This window comes from Variovorax sp. FW301-JW7, assembly GCF_058788795.1.
On sequence record NZ_JBYTBC010000013.1, the window covers coordinates 65,489 to 80,110 of the forward strand.

Genomic DNA, 14,622 nt, shown 5'->3' on the forward strand with positions numbered 1-14,622 from the left:
TTTGGAGCGGGAAAAGAGTCTCGAACTCTCGACCTCAACCTTGGCAAGGTTGCGCTCTACCAACTGAGCTATTCCCGCGTGAGCCTCAGATTATAGGGTGGTTTCAGGCGGTTTGCCATCTTCCCCCGAAAAAATTTGAAATCAGGCGCCGAACACCAGCGCGCGGTGCATCGACACCCCGGCGAACAGCCCGTCGGCCGAGGCCAGCGTGGCGTTGGAAAAAGCCATCGCCACATCGCCCGCGGCGTACACACCGGGCACCGTGGTCGTCTTCATCGCATCGACGCGTAGCACCGGGCCCGTGGGGCCGTCGTCGAACGCGCAGCCCAGCTGCTCGGCCAGCGGACTGGTCGGCCGCGTGTGCGGCGCCACGAACAGCGCCTCGATCGGCACGCGCCGGCCGTCGTCGAGACGCACGGCCGCCAGGTCCGTCCCCTGCCCTTCGACGCCGGCGATGCGTCCGGGCTCGAGGGTCACGCCACGCGATTGCAGCCGGGCACGCGCCTCGGCGTCCGGCCCTGCGTCGCCATTCAGGAAGAGCGTGGTCGGGCCCCACTCGGCGATCAGCAGCGCGTGGTCCGGCGGGTGCGCGCTGTGAAAGAGCACGCCCAGCGGACGGTCGCCGAATTCGTAGCCGTGGCAGTAAGGACAGTGCAGCACGCTCTTGCCCCAGCGTTCGCCGAGGCCCGCGATGTCCGGCAGGCCGTCCTGCACGCCGAAGGCCAGCAGCAGCTTGCGCGTCGGCAACTGTTCCCCGCTGTTCAACGAGACCGTGAAGCCCTCCGCGCCATCGGCCGTTGCCGCAGTCGCCATGCCCTCGACGAAGGTGACCGATGGATAGGCAAGCAGCTTGTCGCGCGCATCGGCAATCATCTGCAGCGGCGGCATGCCGTCCTGCCCGAAGAAGCCGTGCGAGGCCGCGGCGAAGCGGTTGCGCGGCGCGCCCGCGTCGACCACGCAGACCTTCCTGCGTGCGCGCGCCAGTTGCATGGCGGCGGAGAGGCCGGCAAAGCTGCCGCCCACGATGAGTGCGTCATGGCGCATGTGCGATGTCCTTCGCGGTGAAGCCGCCGCCCGTCATGCGGCGATGAAAGTCCCTGGAAAGATCGGCCAGCGTGATCCCGTTGAGCCGCCGCAGCAGCAGCGCCTCGGCCTCCTGGCAGGCGCCGTCGAGCGCCGCGTTCACCGCCTGCTCGACGATGCAGCCCGGGCTCTCGGTGCGGTTGCCCATGGCCAGCAGCGCAGGCGCGCCGACGGCGTTGTGGATGTCGCCCAGCGTCACCGAACTCAACGAGCACGACAGCACCCAGCCGCCGCCATGCCCCTTGGCCGAGCTGACGAAGCCGGCCTGCCGCAGCCCCGCCATGAGCCGGCGCACGACCACGGGGTTGGTCTGCATCGCCGCGGCGAGCGCTTCGGAGGTGATGGGGGCGTCCAGCTCGGCCATGTGCAGCAGCACGTGGAGCACACCGGAAAGCTTGCTGTCTCGTTTCATGCAACATTATGAGTTGCATGTTTTCGATGACACGGCGCATCGCGCCAAGAAACCCCGGATCGGGCGGGGATTTGCAAACGCCGCCCTAACGCACGAGCCCCCGATTCCGCCGACGGCCGATTCCCACAGCGTCGAGCGAACGCGCCGCACATGGCGACAACCTGACGGCCCGTCATGGTTGCCCCCGAATCGATCGAACCCCGGTCGGTTCTGCAAACCGTGACTCAGCAACGAAAGGAACTGTCACTCATGACTACACATGCAACCAACCGCATCTTCATCGGCGCCATGCTGGCGGGCCTGCTGGCCCTCGGCGGGACGGCCCAGGCGCAAGGCGTCGGGGTCGGCGTGGGGGTCAACGCCGATGTGAAGGCCTCGGGCAGCACCGGCGCGACGCCACAAGGCGGCGCAGCAGGCGCTCGCGCGCAGACCGGTGCGTCGGCCGATGCCAACGCGGACACCTCCACCTCCGGCGCGACCGGCGGCGTGGGCAATGCCGTCGGTGGCGTGCTCGGCACGGCCACGGGTGCGGTCGGCGGTGCCACCGGCGCCGTGGGCGGCGCGACGCAAGCCGTCGGCGGTGTGACCAACACCGTGGGCAGCACCGTGAACAGCGCAACCGGTGCCGCGGGCGCCGTGGGCGGCGCCGTGAAACCGGCCACGGCCGGTGCCAAGGCGAGCGGCAAGGCGCAGGGCTCGGGCGCGGTCGACCTGCACAAGAAGTAAGTCGCACCCCGCATGGCTGCAGCGGCCGGACGCGGCGGCTGCAGCGCATCGCTCCGCAAGAAGAAATCAAGCCCGCAGCGCTAGCGCGTTGCGGGCTTGTGTCGTTCAAAGGTCGGGTGCGGGCAGCTTGAAGAGGCTGGTGACTTCGGTGTCGAGCACCACGAGCGCGCGCTGGTTGAACAGCCGCCAGCGCCAGCGCAGGATGCCGAGCGTGGGGCGCTTCTCGGAACGGCGCACCTCGATCACATCGGCCACGAGCCGCAGCGCATCGCCGGGGCGCACCGGGTTCGGCCAGCGCACGTGCTCGAGCCCGGGCGACGCGAACGATTCGGAACCGGCCAGCGCCGCCTCGACCACCAGCCGCATCGCGATCGAGCAGGTGTGCCAGCCGCTCGCGATGAGCCCGCCGAACGGGCTGCCGGCCGCCGCCTCGGCGTCGGTGTGAAACCACTGCGGGTCGTAGGCCCGCGCGAACTGCACGAGTTCGGCTTCGGTGAGCACATAAGGCCCGGCCTCGATGACCTGGCCTGCGTGGAAGTCGGCGAACTGCATCCGCCGCAGCTTAGTACGTTTCGAGGTGCAGGCGACCTTCGCGCTTCAGTGCCGCGCCCACCGTGTCCCAGTCGAGCCCCGCTTCCTTCGCCACGTCGCGCAGTGCGAGCACCACGCCCTCTTCCATGCTCTTGAGGCCGCACACGTAGAAGTGGCTGGCGCCGTCTTTCAGCAGCGCGGCCAGGTCGGCGGCGCGTTCACGCATCAGGTCCTGCACGTAGCGCTTGGGTTGGCCCGGCGTGCGCGAGAACGCGAAGTTGATGTCGATGAAGTCTTTCGGCAGCGACTGCAGCGGGCCGAAGTACGGCAGCTCCTGCTGCGTGCGCGCGCCGAAGAACAGCATGAGCTTGCCGCCTTCGAACTTGCCGCTCTTGCGCAGGCGGCGGCGCCATTCGGTCATGGCGCGCATGGGCGCGCTGCCGGTGCCGGTGCAGATCATCACGATGTGCGACTTGGGGTGGTTCGGCATCAGGAACGACGCGCCGAAGGGCCCCACCACCTGCACCGTGTCGCCCACCTTGAGGTCGCACACGTAGTTGGAGCACACGCCGCGCACCGGGTCGCCTTCGTGGTCCTCGGTGACGCGCTTCACGGTGAGCGAGACGTTGTTGTAGCCGGGCCGCTCGCCGTTGCGCGGGCTGGCCACCGAGTACTGGCGCGCATGGTGGCGCTTGCCGATGGCGTCGACGCCCGGCGGCACGATGCCGATCGACTGGCCTTCGAGCACCGGGAACGGCACCACGCCGAAGTCGAGCACGATGTGGTGGGTCTCGCTGTCGAAGCCGGCCTCGGTGCAGTTGAAGTTGCCCACCACGGTGGCGGTGGTCGGCGTCTTCGGCGGAAAGAGGTTGGTGTAGGCGTGCGCGGCCGACCAGGGCGGCACGCTGGCGCCGTACTGCGCGGAGTTGAAGGCGGGCTCGGTGCCCTGCACCGCGGCCTGGGCCTGCGTCTGGGCAGGCACTTCCGCGGCCTCGGCGGCAGCGCCAGACACGCCCGCCGCCTCGAGTTCTTCGGGCGACAGCTCGGCGGGAAGTTCTTCCCACGTGAGCTGCTCTTCGATGGTGTACGCGCGCACCAAGGGCATGGTGCGCCAGTTGTCGATCGAGCCCGTGGGGCACGGCGAGATGCAGGCCATGCAGCCATTGCAGACGTCCGCACGAACGACATAGTTGTTGTCGTCGTGCGTGATCGCGTTCACGGGGCAGGTCGCCTCGCAGGTGTTGCAGCGGATGCAGATCTCGGGGTCGATCAGGTGCTGCTTGATGACCCCGGCTTCAACGACCATGTCCATGTTGTTCTCCATGCCCTCGCCGTGGGGACGAGGGCGTCATATCCAGACGCTCAGCCGAAACGTACGTACTCGAAATCGACGGGCTGGCGGTTGATGCCCATCACCGGCGGCGAGATCCAGCCTGCGAACTTGCCCGGCTCGATGACGCGGCCCATCAACGATGCCACGAAAGCGAAGTCTTCGGAACTCGGCAGCCATTCGTCGCGCTTGGCGGCCCATTCGATGTCGTTCACCACGCGGCCCTCGGGCGACATCTTGATGCCGGCGAGTGCACCGATCTGGCGGTTGAAGGCCTTGTGCGGCACGACCAGGCGGGTGGGAATGCCGGCCTTCTCGAGCACCTTGTTCCAGCGGCCGACGCCGGCCACGGAGTCCTTGATGAAGTCGTCGCGCAGCACTTCGTTCAGGGCGTTGAGCATCGGCACGTCCTTCTCGACGAGCTGGCCGTCCTTGACCTCGAGCACCTTGTAGGTCTGGCCCTTGAGCACGTGGTCGTCGTCGCGCTTGCCTTCTTCGTAGCGGCCCTTCAGGCCCGAGCTGTAGAAGATGGCGGCGTTGCTCGACTGGTCGGCGCCGAACAGGTCGATGGTCACCGAGTAGTGGAAGTTCAGGTAGCGCTGGATGGTGCCCAGGTCGATGCAGCCGGCGGCGCGGATCTTCTGCGCGTCGTCGGTCTTGAGCTCGTTCATGACCTGCGCGGTGCGCGCGATGACGCGCGACACGCCGCTCTCGCCCACGAACATGTGGTGCGCCTCTTCGGTCAGCATGAACTTCGTGGTGCGCGCCAGCGGGTCGAACGCGCTCTCGGCCAGCGCGGCCAGCTGGAACTTGCCGTCGCGGTCGGTGAAGTAGGTGAACATGAAGAACGCGAGCCAGTCGGGCGTCTTCTCGTTGAAGGCGCCCAGGATGCGCGGGTTGTTGGCGTCGCCCGAGGTGCGCTGCAGCAGCGCGTCGGCCTCTTCGCGGCCGTCGCGGCCGAAGTGCTTCTGCAGCAGGTAGACCATGGCCCACAGGTGGCGGCCTTCCTCGACGTTGATCTGGAACAGGTTGCGCAGGTCGTACATCGACGGCGCCGTGAGGCCCAGGTGGCGCTGCTGCTCGACCGACGCGGGCTCGGTGTCGCCCTGCGTGACGATGATGCGGCGCAGGTTGGCGCGGTGTTCGCCGGGCACGTCCTGCCAGACCTTCTCGCCCTTGTGGTCGCCGAAGTGCACTTCGCGGTTGGCATCGCCCGGGTTCAGGAAGATGCCCCAGCGGTAGTCGCGCATCTTCACGTGGCCGAACTGGGCCCAGCCCTGCGGATCGACGCTCACGGCCGTGCGCAGGTACACCTCGTGGTTGGTCGAGCCCTCGGGGCCCACGTCGTCCCACCAGTTGATGAAGTTGGGCTGCCAGCCTTCGAGCGCGCGCTGCAGCGTGCGGTCTTCGCCGAGGTTGACGTTGTTGGGGATCTTCTCGCTGTAGTTGATCGTGCTCATCGTTGTTCCTTGGGTTGTGCGGACTGCTGGGTGCTCAAACGCGGTTCAGGTCGAAGCCGGCTTTTTGACCGGTGCCGTAGACCTTCAGCGCGCCCTTCTCGCCGACGGCATTGGGGCGGTTGAAGATCCAGTTCTGCCAGGCCGTGAGGCGGCCGAAGATGCGGGTGGCCATGTTCTCCTTGCTGGCGAAGCGCAGGTTGGCTTCGAGGCCGGTGAGTGCGTCGGGCGACATGGCGGCGCGCTCTTCGATGGCGATGCGGATCTCGTCGTCCCAGTCGATGTCGTCGGGCGCGGCGGTCACGAGGCCGAGCTTCACGGCCTCGTCGGCGTCGAGCGCCTGGCCGGCGGCGGCGCGCGCGGCTTCGAGCGGCGCGGCCTCTTCATAGAAGCGGCGCTGCAGGCGGCTCTGGTCGTTCACCATCGGGAAGAAGCCGAAGTTGAATTCGTTGAGCGTGAGCTTCGGTGCGCGCGCGGCATCGTCGGGCAGCGCGAGCATGTAGGTGCGGTCGGCCGCAAAGGCCAGCTCGGCCAGCGTGCCGGCGAAGCACGAGCCGGCCTCGACCAGCGCGAACAGGCTGCGCGACGACACATCCAGGCGTGCCAGCGTGCGGCGCAGCGCGCCGATGGTTTCGCGCACCAGCCAGTGGTCCTTGTTGGCGAACATCACGGCATCCGATGCGAGCACGGCGGCGGCGTCGCCTTCGGTCTTGAGCAGCCAGGTGCCGACGTCGAGTTCGTTGGTGCGCAGGTTGAGGATGGCGTCGTCGAGCTCGCGGCACACGGCCAGCGGCCACCAGGCGGCGCCCGCGGCTTCGATGGCGGCGATGTCGGCCGGCTGCGCGCCGGTGGGCGCCTTCACGGTGATCGTCGCGGTGCGCTTGCTGCGGTCGATCTGCACGTTGACGTTGGCATACGCGATGCCGTCGGCGCTGTCGGTGCGCTCGACGCGGGTCAGGGCCACGCCCTTGGCGCCGGCGGGGCGGTCGCTGCCGGCGGCGAGCTGGGTGGCGCGCTCCTGCACGGCGGCGGGGAACTGTGCGGGCTTGGCCACGGCATCGACCAGGCGCCAGTCGACCGCGCGCTGGCCGCGCACGCCTTCGACGCTGGTGCAGAAGATGTCGGCGAGGTCGTGGCGCACGTGGCGCTTGTCGGTCACGCGGGTGAGGCCGCCGGTGCCGGGCAGCACGCCGAGCAGGGGCACTTCGGGCAGCGAGACGGACGAGGAGCGGTCGTCGACCAACAGGATCTCGTCGCAGGCCAATGCCAGTTCGTAGCCGCCGCCGGCGCAGGCGCCGTTCACGGCCGCGAGGAACTTCAGGCCCGAGTACTTCGAGGTGTCTTCCATGCCGTTGCGCGTCTCGTTGGTGAACTTGCAGAAGTTCACCTTCCAGGCGTGGCTGGAAACGCCGAGCATGAAGATGTTGGCGCCGGAGCAGAAGATGCGGTCCTTGCCGCTGGTGACGATCACGCTGCGCACTTCAGGATGCTCGAAGCGGATGCGGTTGAGCGCGTCGTTCAGCTCGATGTCCACGCCCAGGTCGTAGCTGTTGAGCTTGAGCTTGTAGCCGGGGCGGATGCCGCCGTCTTCCGCGATGTCGAGCGTGAGGCGCGCAATGGCGCCGTCGAAGCTCAGCGACCAGTGGCGGTACTGGGCGGGTTCGATGCGGTAGTCGACGCGCTGGGGCGCCTGGAGCGTGGTGTCGGTCATGCGGAAGTCTCCTGTGGGGCTGTGTTCAGAAAACCGTGAACAGGAATAATAATGCACTTTCTTGTTCCGATGACATGCATCATGCTGCATGCAAATAGGCAAGTCAATGCCTGTTGTGCTTTTTTTCAGATTTCAGGATCGGGCAGGGCTTGTGCGGGGCGCACGACGGATCAGGGGGTGTGCGCAGGACACCGGGTACTTCCCTCCGCGAATGTCCCCCGGGCTTCGCCCTCCTCCTTGATTTCGCTGCGGGAAGCACCCAGTGCCCTGCGCACGGGGCACGCGGCCGGGACATGGCCGATCAACCACCGCACCTCCCAACGCTCCCGCCGACGGGGTGCCTTGCGCAGCGAAATTAAGGAGGAGGCCGCAGGCCGGGGGACATTCGCGGAGCAAGGTACCCCGTCGGCGGGAGCGTCGCCCTGAACAGCGAACGCTCGACACAACCCAGTCAGAAACTCAGGCCAACCCCATCGACTGCCGGGCGACCGCACGCAGCGCCTGAAAGCTCTGCGGCAAGGTCTTTCCACTGGTATCGACCGACAGATCAGCCTTCGAATAGAAAGCGGCGCGCCCGTTCAGGATGCGCCGCAGGTCTTCCATCGCTTCCTTGCTGGCGGCCATCGGGCGGGTGTCGCCCTGCGCGGCCACGCGGCCCATGTGCTCCTCGGGCGCGGCCTGCAGCCACACGGTGGTGCAGTGGGCCAGCAGCTCGTTGAAGGTGGCCGGGTCGGACACGATGCCGCCGGGCGTGGCGATGACCACCTCGCTGTAGATCTGCACCGCCTCTTCCAGCGCGCGGCGCTCGTAGCGGCGGTAGGCGTTGGTGCCGTACAGGTCGTGGATTTCGCGCACGCTGCAGCCCGCGAGCTTCTCGATCTCGCGGCTCAGCTCGATGAATGGAATCTCGAGGTCTTCGGCCAGCATCTGCCCCAGCGTCGACTTGCCCGCGCCGCGCAGCCCCACGAGCGCGATGCGCCGGTGCCGCGCCGGGTCGACCGAGGCCGTGCCCAGCATCTCGCCCAGCGCCACGCGCACGCGGCGCAGGTCGGCCTCGCTGCGGTGCTCGAGCAGCTCGCGGATCAGCAGCCACTCGGGCGAACTGGTCGTCACGTCGCCCACCAGCTCGGCCAGCGAGCAGTGCAGCGCCCCGGCCACCTGCTGCAGCACCAGGATCGATGCGTTGCCGATGCCGTATTCCAGGTTCGCCAGATGGCGCTCCGACACGTCGGCCGACAGGGCCACCGCCTTGCGCGTGAGGCCGCGCTGCGCGCGCAGGTTGCGCACGCGGTCGCCCAGTGCCACCAGCAGTGGGTTCTTGGCCTCCCCGGCCACGGCGGCGCCGTGGTGGTTGCCGGTGCCGCCCTCGGGCGCGGTGGCCAGCACCGCGTCTACATGCTCGTTCATGCCATTCCTCGTTCTTCGCCGGGATTGTGCGCGCTCAGGGTAAACACCATATATGCACTATATTGCTTGACACCTGTTGTCTCGCTGCTTATTGTTCGATCACACGCAAGATACTGCACACGCAGACTTCCTGCAAGAAGACGATAGTTCATCCGTTCGAGGCCCACGATGTCCGACACCCCCACGCCCGCCACCGGCAAGGCGGCATTTCACCAGCTGATCGCCGACCTGACCGCCGAGATCGCCGGCCAGCCGCTGGACGCCACGCTCGACCAGTGGCTCAACGCCACCCACGGCGCCGGCAGCGCCCGTTTTGCGCAACTGCGCCAGGCCTGCATCGGCGGCGTCGCCGAGGGCTGGCTGTGCGATCGCGAAGGCGGCGGCATCCGATACGGCCGCGTCTTCAAGGCCGAGGACGCATTGCACCGCTTCTCGGTCGACGTGGTCGACATGCAGGACCTCGCCGGCCCGCACCACACGCATCCCAACGGCGAGATCGACCTGATCATGCCGCTGGACGACACCCCCGCCGCCACCTTCGACGGCCGGCCCGCGGGCTGGTGCGTCTACGGGCCCGGCACCGCACACCGCCCGACCGTGGCCCACGGCCGCGCGCTCGTCCTCTATCTCCTGCCCGAAGGGCAGATCAAGTTCACCTCATGACCGACCTTCTCGCCAACCACGTCGCCGGCCGCTGGCAAAGCGGCACGGGCGCCGGCACGCCCCTGTTCGACCCGGTGCTCGGCACCGAACTCGCGCGCGTCGACGCCACCGGCCTCGACCTGCCCGAGGCCTTCGCCTTTGCGCGTGAGCAAGGCGGCCGCGCGCTGCGCGCCCTCACCTACCGCCAGCGCGCCGGCCTGATCGCCGCGCTCGTGAAGGTGCTGCAGGCGAACCGCGACGCGTACTACGAGATCGCCACCGCGAACTGCGGCACGGTGAAGAACGACTCGGCCGTCGACATCGACGGCGCGATCTTCACGCTCGGCCAGTACGCCAAGTGGGGTGACGCGCTCGGCGACGTGCGCGCGCTGCGCGACGGCGAGGCCGTGAAGCTCGGCAAGGAGCCCGTGTTCCAGTCGCAGCACCTGCAGGTGCCGACGCACGGCGTGGCGCTGTTCATCAACGCCTTCAACTTCCCCTCGTGGGGCCTGTGGGAAAAGGCCGCGCCCGCGCTGCTGTCGGGCGTGCCCGTGATCGTGAAGCCCGCCACGGCCACCGCCTGGCTCACGCAGCGCATGGTGAAAGACGTGGTCGATGCGGGCGTGCTGCCGGCCGGCGCGCTGTCGGTCATCTGCGGCAGCTCGGCCGGCCTGATGGACCAGCTGCAGCCTTTCGACGTGGTCTCGTTCACCGGCTCGGCCGAGACGGCCGCCGTGATCCGTTCGCACCCGGCCGTGGCCGAGCGTTCGGTGCGCGTGAACATCGAGGCCGACAGCCTCAACAGCGCCCTGCTGCTGCCCGGCGCCGCGCCCGGCAGCGAGGCCTTCAACCTGCTCGTGCGCGAAGTGGTGCGCGAGATGACGGTCAAGTCGGGCCAGAAGTGCACCGCCATCCGCCGCATCCTGGTGCCGGCCGAGGTGTACGACGCCGCCGCCGAAGCCATCGGCGCGAAGCTCGCGGGCGTCACGGTCGGCAACCCGCGCAACGAGAGCGTGCGCATGGGCTCGCTCGTGAGCCGTGCGCAACTGAACGCTGTGCGCGAAGGCCTCGACGCCCTGGCCGCGCAGACCACCGTGCTGCACGACAGCAGTAACAAGCCCCTCATCGACGCCGACCCGGCCGTGGCCGCCTGCATCGGCCCCGTGCTGCTGGGCGCGCGCAACGCCGATGCGGCGCAGCGCGTGCACGACGTGGAAGTGTTCGGCCCGGTCGCCACGCTGCTGCCCTACAACGACCTGGCGCACGGCATCGCGCTCGCGCACCGTGGGCAGGGTTCGCTCGTCACCTCGCTGTACGGCAGCGACGATGCCGCGCTGGCCCAGGCCGCGCTGTCGGTCGCACCGAGCCACGGCCGCGTGCACGTCATCACGCCCGAGGTGGCGCAGGCCCACACCGGCCACGGCAACGTGATGCCGATGTCGCTGCACGGCGGCCCCGGCCGCGCGGGCGGTGGCGCCGAACTGGGCGGCCTGCGCGCGCTCGATTTCTATCACCGCAGGAGCGCGGTGCAGGCGAGCCCCGGCGTGCTCGCCGCGCTCGGCCTCTAGAGCCCGCCACGCACAGGCCCCAAGGAGACACACGATGAACAGCAGCCTGCCCGCACGATTCAACTTTGCCGAACACCTGTTCGCCCTCAACCGCGGCCGCGCCGAGCGCACCGCCTACATCGACGACCGCGGCACGCTGGGCTACGGCCAGCTCGAAGACCGCGCGCGCCGCCTGGCCGCCGCGCTGAAGGCCGCGGGCATCCGCCGCGAAGAGCGCGTGCTGCTGCTCATGCTCGACGGCAACGACTGGCCCGTGAGCTTCCTGGGCTGCCTCTACGCGGGCATCGTGCCCGTGGCCGTGAACACGCTGCTCACGCCCGACGACTACGCCTACATGCTCGACCACAGCCGCGCGCAGGCGGTGCTGGTGTCGGGCGCGCTGCTGCCGACCTTGCAAGATGCGATGGCGCGCGGCGGCCATGAAGTGCAGACGCTGTTCGTGTCGCAACCGACGGGCGCGCTGCCCGAGGGCGCACAAGAGTTCGAAGCCGCGCTCGCCGCCGTCGAGCCGCTGGCCGCCCCCGCGCTCACCGCGTCGGACGATCCCGGCTTCTGGCTCTATTCCTCCGGCTCCACCGGCAAGCCCAAGGGCACGGTGCACACGCACGCCAACCTGTGGTGGACCGCCGAGCTCTACGGCAAGCCCGTGCTCGGCCTCACCGAAGGCGACGTGTGCTTCTCGGCCGCCAAGATGTACTTCGCGTACGGCCTGGGCAATGCGCTGACCTTCCCGCTGTCGGTGGGCGCCACCGTCGTGCTGATGGCCGAGCGCCCCACGCCCGACGCCACCTTCCGCCGCTGGACCGAGCACAAGCCCACCGTGTTCTTCGGCGCACCCACAGGCTTCGCCGGCATGCTCGCCTCGCCCAAGCTGCCCGCGCGCGAAGCCGTGGCGCTGCGCATGTGCTCGTCGGCCGGCGAAGCGCTGCCGGGCGAGATCGCGCAGCGCTTCAAGGCGCACTTCGGCTGCGAGATCATCGACGGCATCGGCTCGACCGAGATGCTGCACATCTTCATCTCCAACCGGCCCGGCGACGTGCGCTACGGCACCACGGGCAAGCCGGTGGACGGCTACGAGGTCGAGCTGCGCGGCGAGGACGGCCGCCCCGTGCCCGACGGCGAGGTGGGCGACCTGTACATCCGCGGCCCGAGCTCGGCGCTCATGTACTGGACCAATCGCGAGAAGTCGCGCGACACCTTCCAGGGCGGCTGGACCAAGAGCGGCGACAAGTACACGCGCGACGCCGACGGCTACTTCACGTACGCCGGGCGCAGCGACGACATGCTCAAGGTCAGCGGCATCTACGTCTCGCCCTTCGAGGTCGAGGCCACGCTGATGCAGCACCCCGCCGTGCTCGAGGCCGCCGTCATCGGCAAGGACGACGCCGACGGGCTCACGAAGACCAAGGCCTTCGTGGTGCTGAAAGACGGCGCCGCCGCCACCGAGGACGAGCTCAAGGCCTTCGTGAAGGAGCGCCTGGCGCCCTACAAGTACCCGCGCTTTTTGGAGTTCGTGAGCGAGCTGCCGAAGACGGCGACGGGGAAGATTCAGCGGTTCCGCTTGCGCGAGCGGGAGAAGCAGGCATGAGCATGCGGTCCCCGTTTTTCTCCCTCCCCTCCCGGGGGAGGGTTGGGGTGGGGGCATCGGCCTCCACACACGCACAGCCTTTGCAAGCGCCGCGAGCCCCCATCCCAGCCTTCCCCCGGAAGGGGAAGGAGCAACAGCCAGAGGCCATGCAATGAGCACCGACTTCGCCACCATCGACTGGCGCGGGCGCACCGTGCGCATCGAGTGCCAGTGGATCGCCCCCGAGCGCGGCGCCGACACCCCGCTCATCGTGTTCCTGCACGAGGGCCTGGGCTCCGTCGCGATGTGGAAGGACTTCCCCGCGCAAGTCTGCGAGGCCACCGGCGCGCGCGGCCTCGTGTTCTCGCGCCCCGGCTACGGCCGCTCCACGCCGCGCGCCGAGGACGAGATCTGGGACGTCGACTTCATGCACCGCCAGGCGCACGAGGTGCTGCCCGCGCTGTTCGCCGCGCTGAAGCTCGGCGACGAAAAACCCTGGCTCTTCGGCCACAGCGACGGCGGCTCGATCTCGCTGCTGTACGCCTCGCGCTTCTCCGACAGGGTCGCGGGCCTCGTGGTGCTCGCGCCGCACATCTTCGTGGAAGACAAGACCGTCGCGAACATCGAGATCGCACGCGACGCCTACCGCACAAGCGACCTGCCCAGCAAGCTCGGCCGCTACCACGACAGCGCCGACTCGGCCTTCTGGGGCTGGAACCGCATCTGGCTGCACCCGCCCTTTCGCGACTGGAACATCGAGGCCGAGCTGGCCACGATCCGCTGCCCCGTGCTCGCGGTGCAGGGCATCGACGACGCGTACGGCACGCTCGCGCAGATCCGCGACATCGCACCACGCGTCGGTGGAGTTTGCGAGCTGCTCGAAATCCCTGAATGCGGGCATTCCCCGCATCGCGATCAGCCGGATCGTGTCATCGTCGCGACCGCTTCTTTCATCACCAACAACAGGAGACAGACACCATGACGAACCTTCGCACCGCGCGCTTGGCGCTCACGGCCATCGCCTTCGCCGCCCTGGCCTCCGCGGCCGGCGCACAAGGCACCGGCAAGCTCAAGGTCGGCCTCATGCTGCCCTACAGCGGTACCTACACCGCCCTGGGCGTGGCCATTGAAAACGGCTTCAAGCTCTACGTGGAACAGCAGGGCGGCAAGCTCGCCGGCCGCGAGATCGAATACTTCAAGGTCGACGACGAGTCCGACCCGGCCAAGGCCACCGACAACGTCAACAAGCTCATCAAGCGCGACAACGTCGACGTGATCGTGGGTACCGTGCACTCGGGCGTGGCGATGGCCATGGCCAAGGCCGCCAAGGAAAGCGGCACTGTGCTCATCGTGCCCAACGCCGGCGCCGACGCGGTGACGGGCCCGATGTGCGCGCCCAACATCTTCCGCAGCTCGTTCAGCAACTGGCAGCCGGCCTACGCCATGGGCGAGGTGGCGGCCAAGCAGCAGGGCAAGAAGAAGGTCATGACCATCACCTGGAAGTACGCGGCCGGCGAAGAGTCGGTCAACGGCTTCAAGGAAGGCTTCGAGAAGAACGGCGGCAAGGTCGACAAGCAGCTCACCCTGCCCTTCCCCAACGTGGAGTTCCAGGCCCTGCTGACCGAGATCGCGGCGGCCAAGCCCGATGCGGTGTACGCCTTCTTCGCGGGCGGCGGCGCGGTGAAGTTCGTCAAGGACTACCAGGCCGCCGGCCTGAACAAGACCATCCCGCTGTACGGCCCCGGCTTCCTGACCGACGGCACGCTCGACGCGCAGGGCGAATCGGCGCAAGGCATGCTCACCACGCTGCACTACGCCGACGGCCTGAACACCCCGCGCGACAACGCCTTCCGCGTGGCCTATGCCAAGTCCTTCAAGCTGCAGCCCGACGTGTACGCGGTGCAGGGCTACGACGCCGCGCAGATGCTGGGCGTGGGCCTGAATGCCACCAAGGGCGACATCTCGAAGAAGGCCGAGTTCACGGGTGCGATCGAGAAGGCGAAGATCGACAGCCCGCGCGGCACCTTCACGGTGAGCAAGTCGCACAACCCGGTGCAGGACATCTACCTGCGCAAGGTCGAGGGCAAGGAAAACAAGCTGGTCAGCACCGCGATCAAGGGCCTGTCGGACCCCGCTCGCGGCTGCCGGATGTAAGCCAGGCACGGGCCTTCGGTTCTCTCTCGTTCCC

Annotated in this window: 13 protein-coding genes and 1 tRNA gene; 6 read left to right on the top strand and 8 right to left on the bottom strand. The window is 68.5% G+C overall.

Features of this window, described 5'->3' with window-relative positions:
* Nucleotides 1–2: 2 nt before the first annotated feature.
* The 3 genes from AC3WQM_RS27550 to AC3WQM_RS27560 all read right to left on the bottom strand — a co-directional run bounded on the left by AC3WQM_RS27550 (nucleotide 3) and on the right by AC3WQM_RS27560 (nucleotide 1,495).
* A tRNA-Gly gene (locus AC3WQM_RS27550) sits at nucleotides 3–78 on the bottom strand.
* 63 nt (nucleotides 79–141) lie between these two features.
* Entirely contained in the window at nucleotides 142–1,044 is a 903-nt protein-coding gene (locus AC3WQM_RS27555; protein ID WP_492683210.1) for an NAD(P)/FAD-dependent oxidoreductase, read from the bottom strand.
* A complete protein-coding gene (locus AC3WQM_RS27560) occupies nucleotides 1,034–1,495 on the bottom strand; it encodes an RrF2 family transcriptional regulator (RefSeq protein WP_354346103.1) in 462 nt (153 codons plus the stop codon). The genes AC3WQM_RS27555 and AC3WQM_RS27560 overlap by 11 nt, the downstream gene beginning before the upstream one ends.
* A gap of 249 nt (nucleotides 1,496–1,744) precedes the next feature.
* Here AC3WQM_RS27560 and AC3WQM_RS27565 point away from each other — a divergent pair, with 249 nt between their 5' ends.
* Nucleotides 1,745–2,221, top strand: a complete 477-nt coding sequence (locus tag AC3WQM_RS27565; protein ID WP_062470328.1) for a hypothetical protein — start codon at nucleotides 1,745–1,747, stop codon at nucleotides 2,219–2,221.
* Between the two features lie 105 nt (nucleotides 2,222–2,326).
* Here the strand turns inward: AC3WQM_RS27565 and AC3WQM_RS27570 are convergent, their stop codons facing one another.
* From AC3WQM_RS27570 to AC3WQM_RS27590, 5 genes are all read right to left on the bottom strand, one after another.
* Nucleotides 2,327–2,773, bottom strand: a complete 447-nt coding sequence (locus AC3WQM_RS27570; RefSeq protein ID WP_062470325.1) for a MaoC family dehydratase — start codon at nucleotides 2,771–2,773, stop codon at nucleotides 2,327–2,329.
* Between the two features lie 10 nt (nucleotides 2,774–2,783).
* A complete protein-coding gene (boxA, locus tag AC3WQM_RS27575; protein ID WP_070061454.1) occupies nucleotides 2,784–4,064 on the bottom strand; it encodes a benzoyl-CoA 2,3-epoxidase subunit BoxA in 1,281 nt (426 codons plus the stop codon).
* A gap of 50 nt (nucleotides 4,065–4,114) precedes the next feature.
* Nucleotides 4,115–5,542, bottom strand: coding sequence for a benzoyl-CoA 2,3-epoxidase subunit BoxB (boxB, locus tag AC3WQM_RS27580; protein ID WP_062470322.1), 1,428 nt, complete (start codon nucleotides 5,540–5,542; stop codon nucleotides 4,115–4,117).
* A 34-nt stretch (nucleotides 5,543–5,576) separates the two neighbouring features.
* On the bottom strand, nucleotides 5,577–7,250 hold the full coding sequence (gene boxC, locus AC3WQM_RS27585) for a 2,3-epoxybenzoyl-CoA dihydrolase (RefSeq protein ID WP_489062247.1): 1,674 nt from the start codon (nucleotides 7,248–7,250) through the stop codon (nucleotides 5,577–5,579).
* A gap of 459 nt (nucleotides 7,251–7,709) precedes the next feature.
* The gene (locus AC3WQM_RS27590) at nucleotides 7,710–8,657 is read right to left on the bottom strand and encodes a helix-turn-helix transcriptional regulator (RefSeq protein WP_492683212.1); all 948 of its coding nucleotides are present in this window, start codon (nucleotides 8,655–8,657) and stop codon (nucleotides 7,710–7,712) included.
* A 168-nt stretch (nucleotides 8,658–8,825) separates the two neighbouring features.
* On the opposite strand from AC3WQM_RS27590, the gene AC3WQM_RS27595 reads away from it, so the two are divergent.
* The 5 genes from AC3WQM_RS27595 (at nucleotide 8,826) to AC3WQM_RS27615 (ending at nucleotide 14,588) form a co-directional block, all read left to right on the top strand.
* Nucleotides 8,826–9,320: a 4-hydroxylaminobenzoate lyase gene (locus AC3WQM_RS27595; protein ID WP_492683214.1), complete on the top strand. Its 495-nt coding sequence runs from the start codon at nucleotides 8,826–8,828 to the stop codon at nucleotides 9,318–9,320.
* On the top strand, nucleotides 9,317–10,867 hold the full coding sequence (locus AC3WQM_RS27600; RefSeq protein WP_492683216.1) for a 3,4-dehydroadipyl-CoA semialdehyde dehydrogenase: 1,551 nt from the start codon (nucleotides 9,317–9,319) through the stop codon (nucleotides 10,865–10,867). The genes AC3WQM_RS27595 and AC3WQM_RS27600 overlap by 4 nt, the downstream gene beginning before the upstream one ends.
* A 34-nt stretch (nucleotides 10,868–10,901) precedes the next feature.
* Nucleotides 10,902–12,455 (top strand): benzoate-CoA ligase family protein, encoded by a 1,554-nt coding sequence (locus AC3WQM_RS27605; protein WP_492683218.1) that lies wholly within the window; start codon nucleotides 10,902–10,904, stop codon nucleotides 12,453–12,455.
* Nucleotides 12,456–12,606: 151 nt separating this feature from the next.
* Nucleotides 12,607–13,416, top strand: a complete 810-nt coding sequence (locus AC3WQM_RS27610) for an alpha/beta fold hydrolase (protein WP_492683220.1) — start codon at nucleotides 12,607–12,609, stop codon at nucleotides 13,414–13,416.
* A complete protein-coding gene (locus AC3WQM_RS27615) occupies nucleotides 13,413–14,588 on the top strand; it encodes an ABC transporter substrate-binding protein (RefSeq protein ID WP_307582577.1) in 1,176 nt (391 codons plus the stop codon). The genes AC3WQM_RS27610 and AC3WQM_RS27615 overlap by 4 nt, the downstream gene beginning before the upstream one ends.
* Nucleotides 14,589–14,622 lie beyond the last annotated feature (34 nt).

Bases quoted from the DNA above. Each gene is read 5' to 3' on its own strand.
- AC3WQM_RS27555 (WP_492683210.1), bottom strand. From the start codon at position 1,044: ATGCGCCATGACGCACTCATCGTGGGCGGCAGCTTTGCCGGCCTCTCC.
- AC3WQM_RS27560 (WP_354346103.1), bottom strand. From the start codon at position 1,495: ATGAAACGAGACAGCAAGCTTTCCGGTGTGCTCCACGTGCTGCTGCAC.
- AC3WQM_RS27565 (WP_062470328.1), top strand. From the start codon at position 1,745: ATGACTACACATGCAACCAACCGCATCTTCATCGGCGCCATGCTGGCG.
- AC3WQM_RS27570 (WP_062470325.1), bottom strand. From the start codon at position 2,773: ATGCAGTTCGCCGACTTCCACGCAGGCCAGGTCATCGAGGCCGGGCCT.
- boxA (WP_070061454.1), bottom strand. From the start codon at position 4,064: ATGGACATGGTCGTTGAAGCCGGGGTCATCAAGCAGCACCTGATCGAC.
- boxB (WP_062470322.1), bottom strand. From the start codon at position 5,542: ATGAGCACGATCAACTACAGCGAGAAGATCCCCAACAACGTCAACCTC.
- boxC (WP_489062247.1), bottom strand. From the start codon at position 7,250: ATGACCGACACCACGCTCCAGGCGCCCCAGCGCGTCGACTACCGCATC.
- AC3WQM_RS27590 (WP_492683212.1), bottom strand. From the start codon at position 8,657: ATGAACGAGCATGTAGACGCGGTGCTGGCCACCGCGCCCGAGGGCGGC.
- AC3WQM_RS27595 (WP_492683214.1), top strand. From the start codon at position 8,826: ATGTCCGACACCCCCACGCCCGCCACCGGCAAGGCGGCATTTCACCAG.
- AC3WQM_RS27600 (WP_492683216.1), top strand. From the start codon at position 9,317: ATGACCGACCTTCTCGCCAACCACGTCGCCGGCCGCTGGCAAAGCGGC.
- AC3WQM_RS27605 (WP_492683218.1), top strand. From the start codon at position 10,902: ATGAACAGCAGCCTGCCCGCACGATTCAACTTTGCCGAACACCTGTTC.
- AC3WQM_RS27610 (WP_492683220.1), top strand. From the start codon at position 12,607: ATGAGCACCGACTTCGCCACCATCGACTGGCGCGGGCGCACCGTGCGC.
- AC3WQM_RS27615 (WP_307582577.1), top strand. From the start codon at position 13,413: ATGACGAACCTTCGCACCGCGCGCTTGGCGCTCACGGCCATCGCCTTC.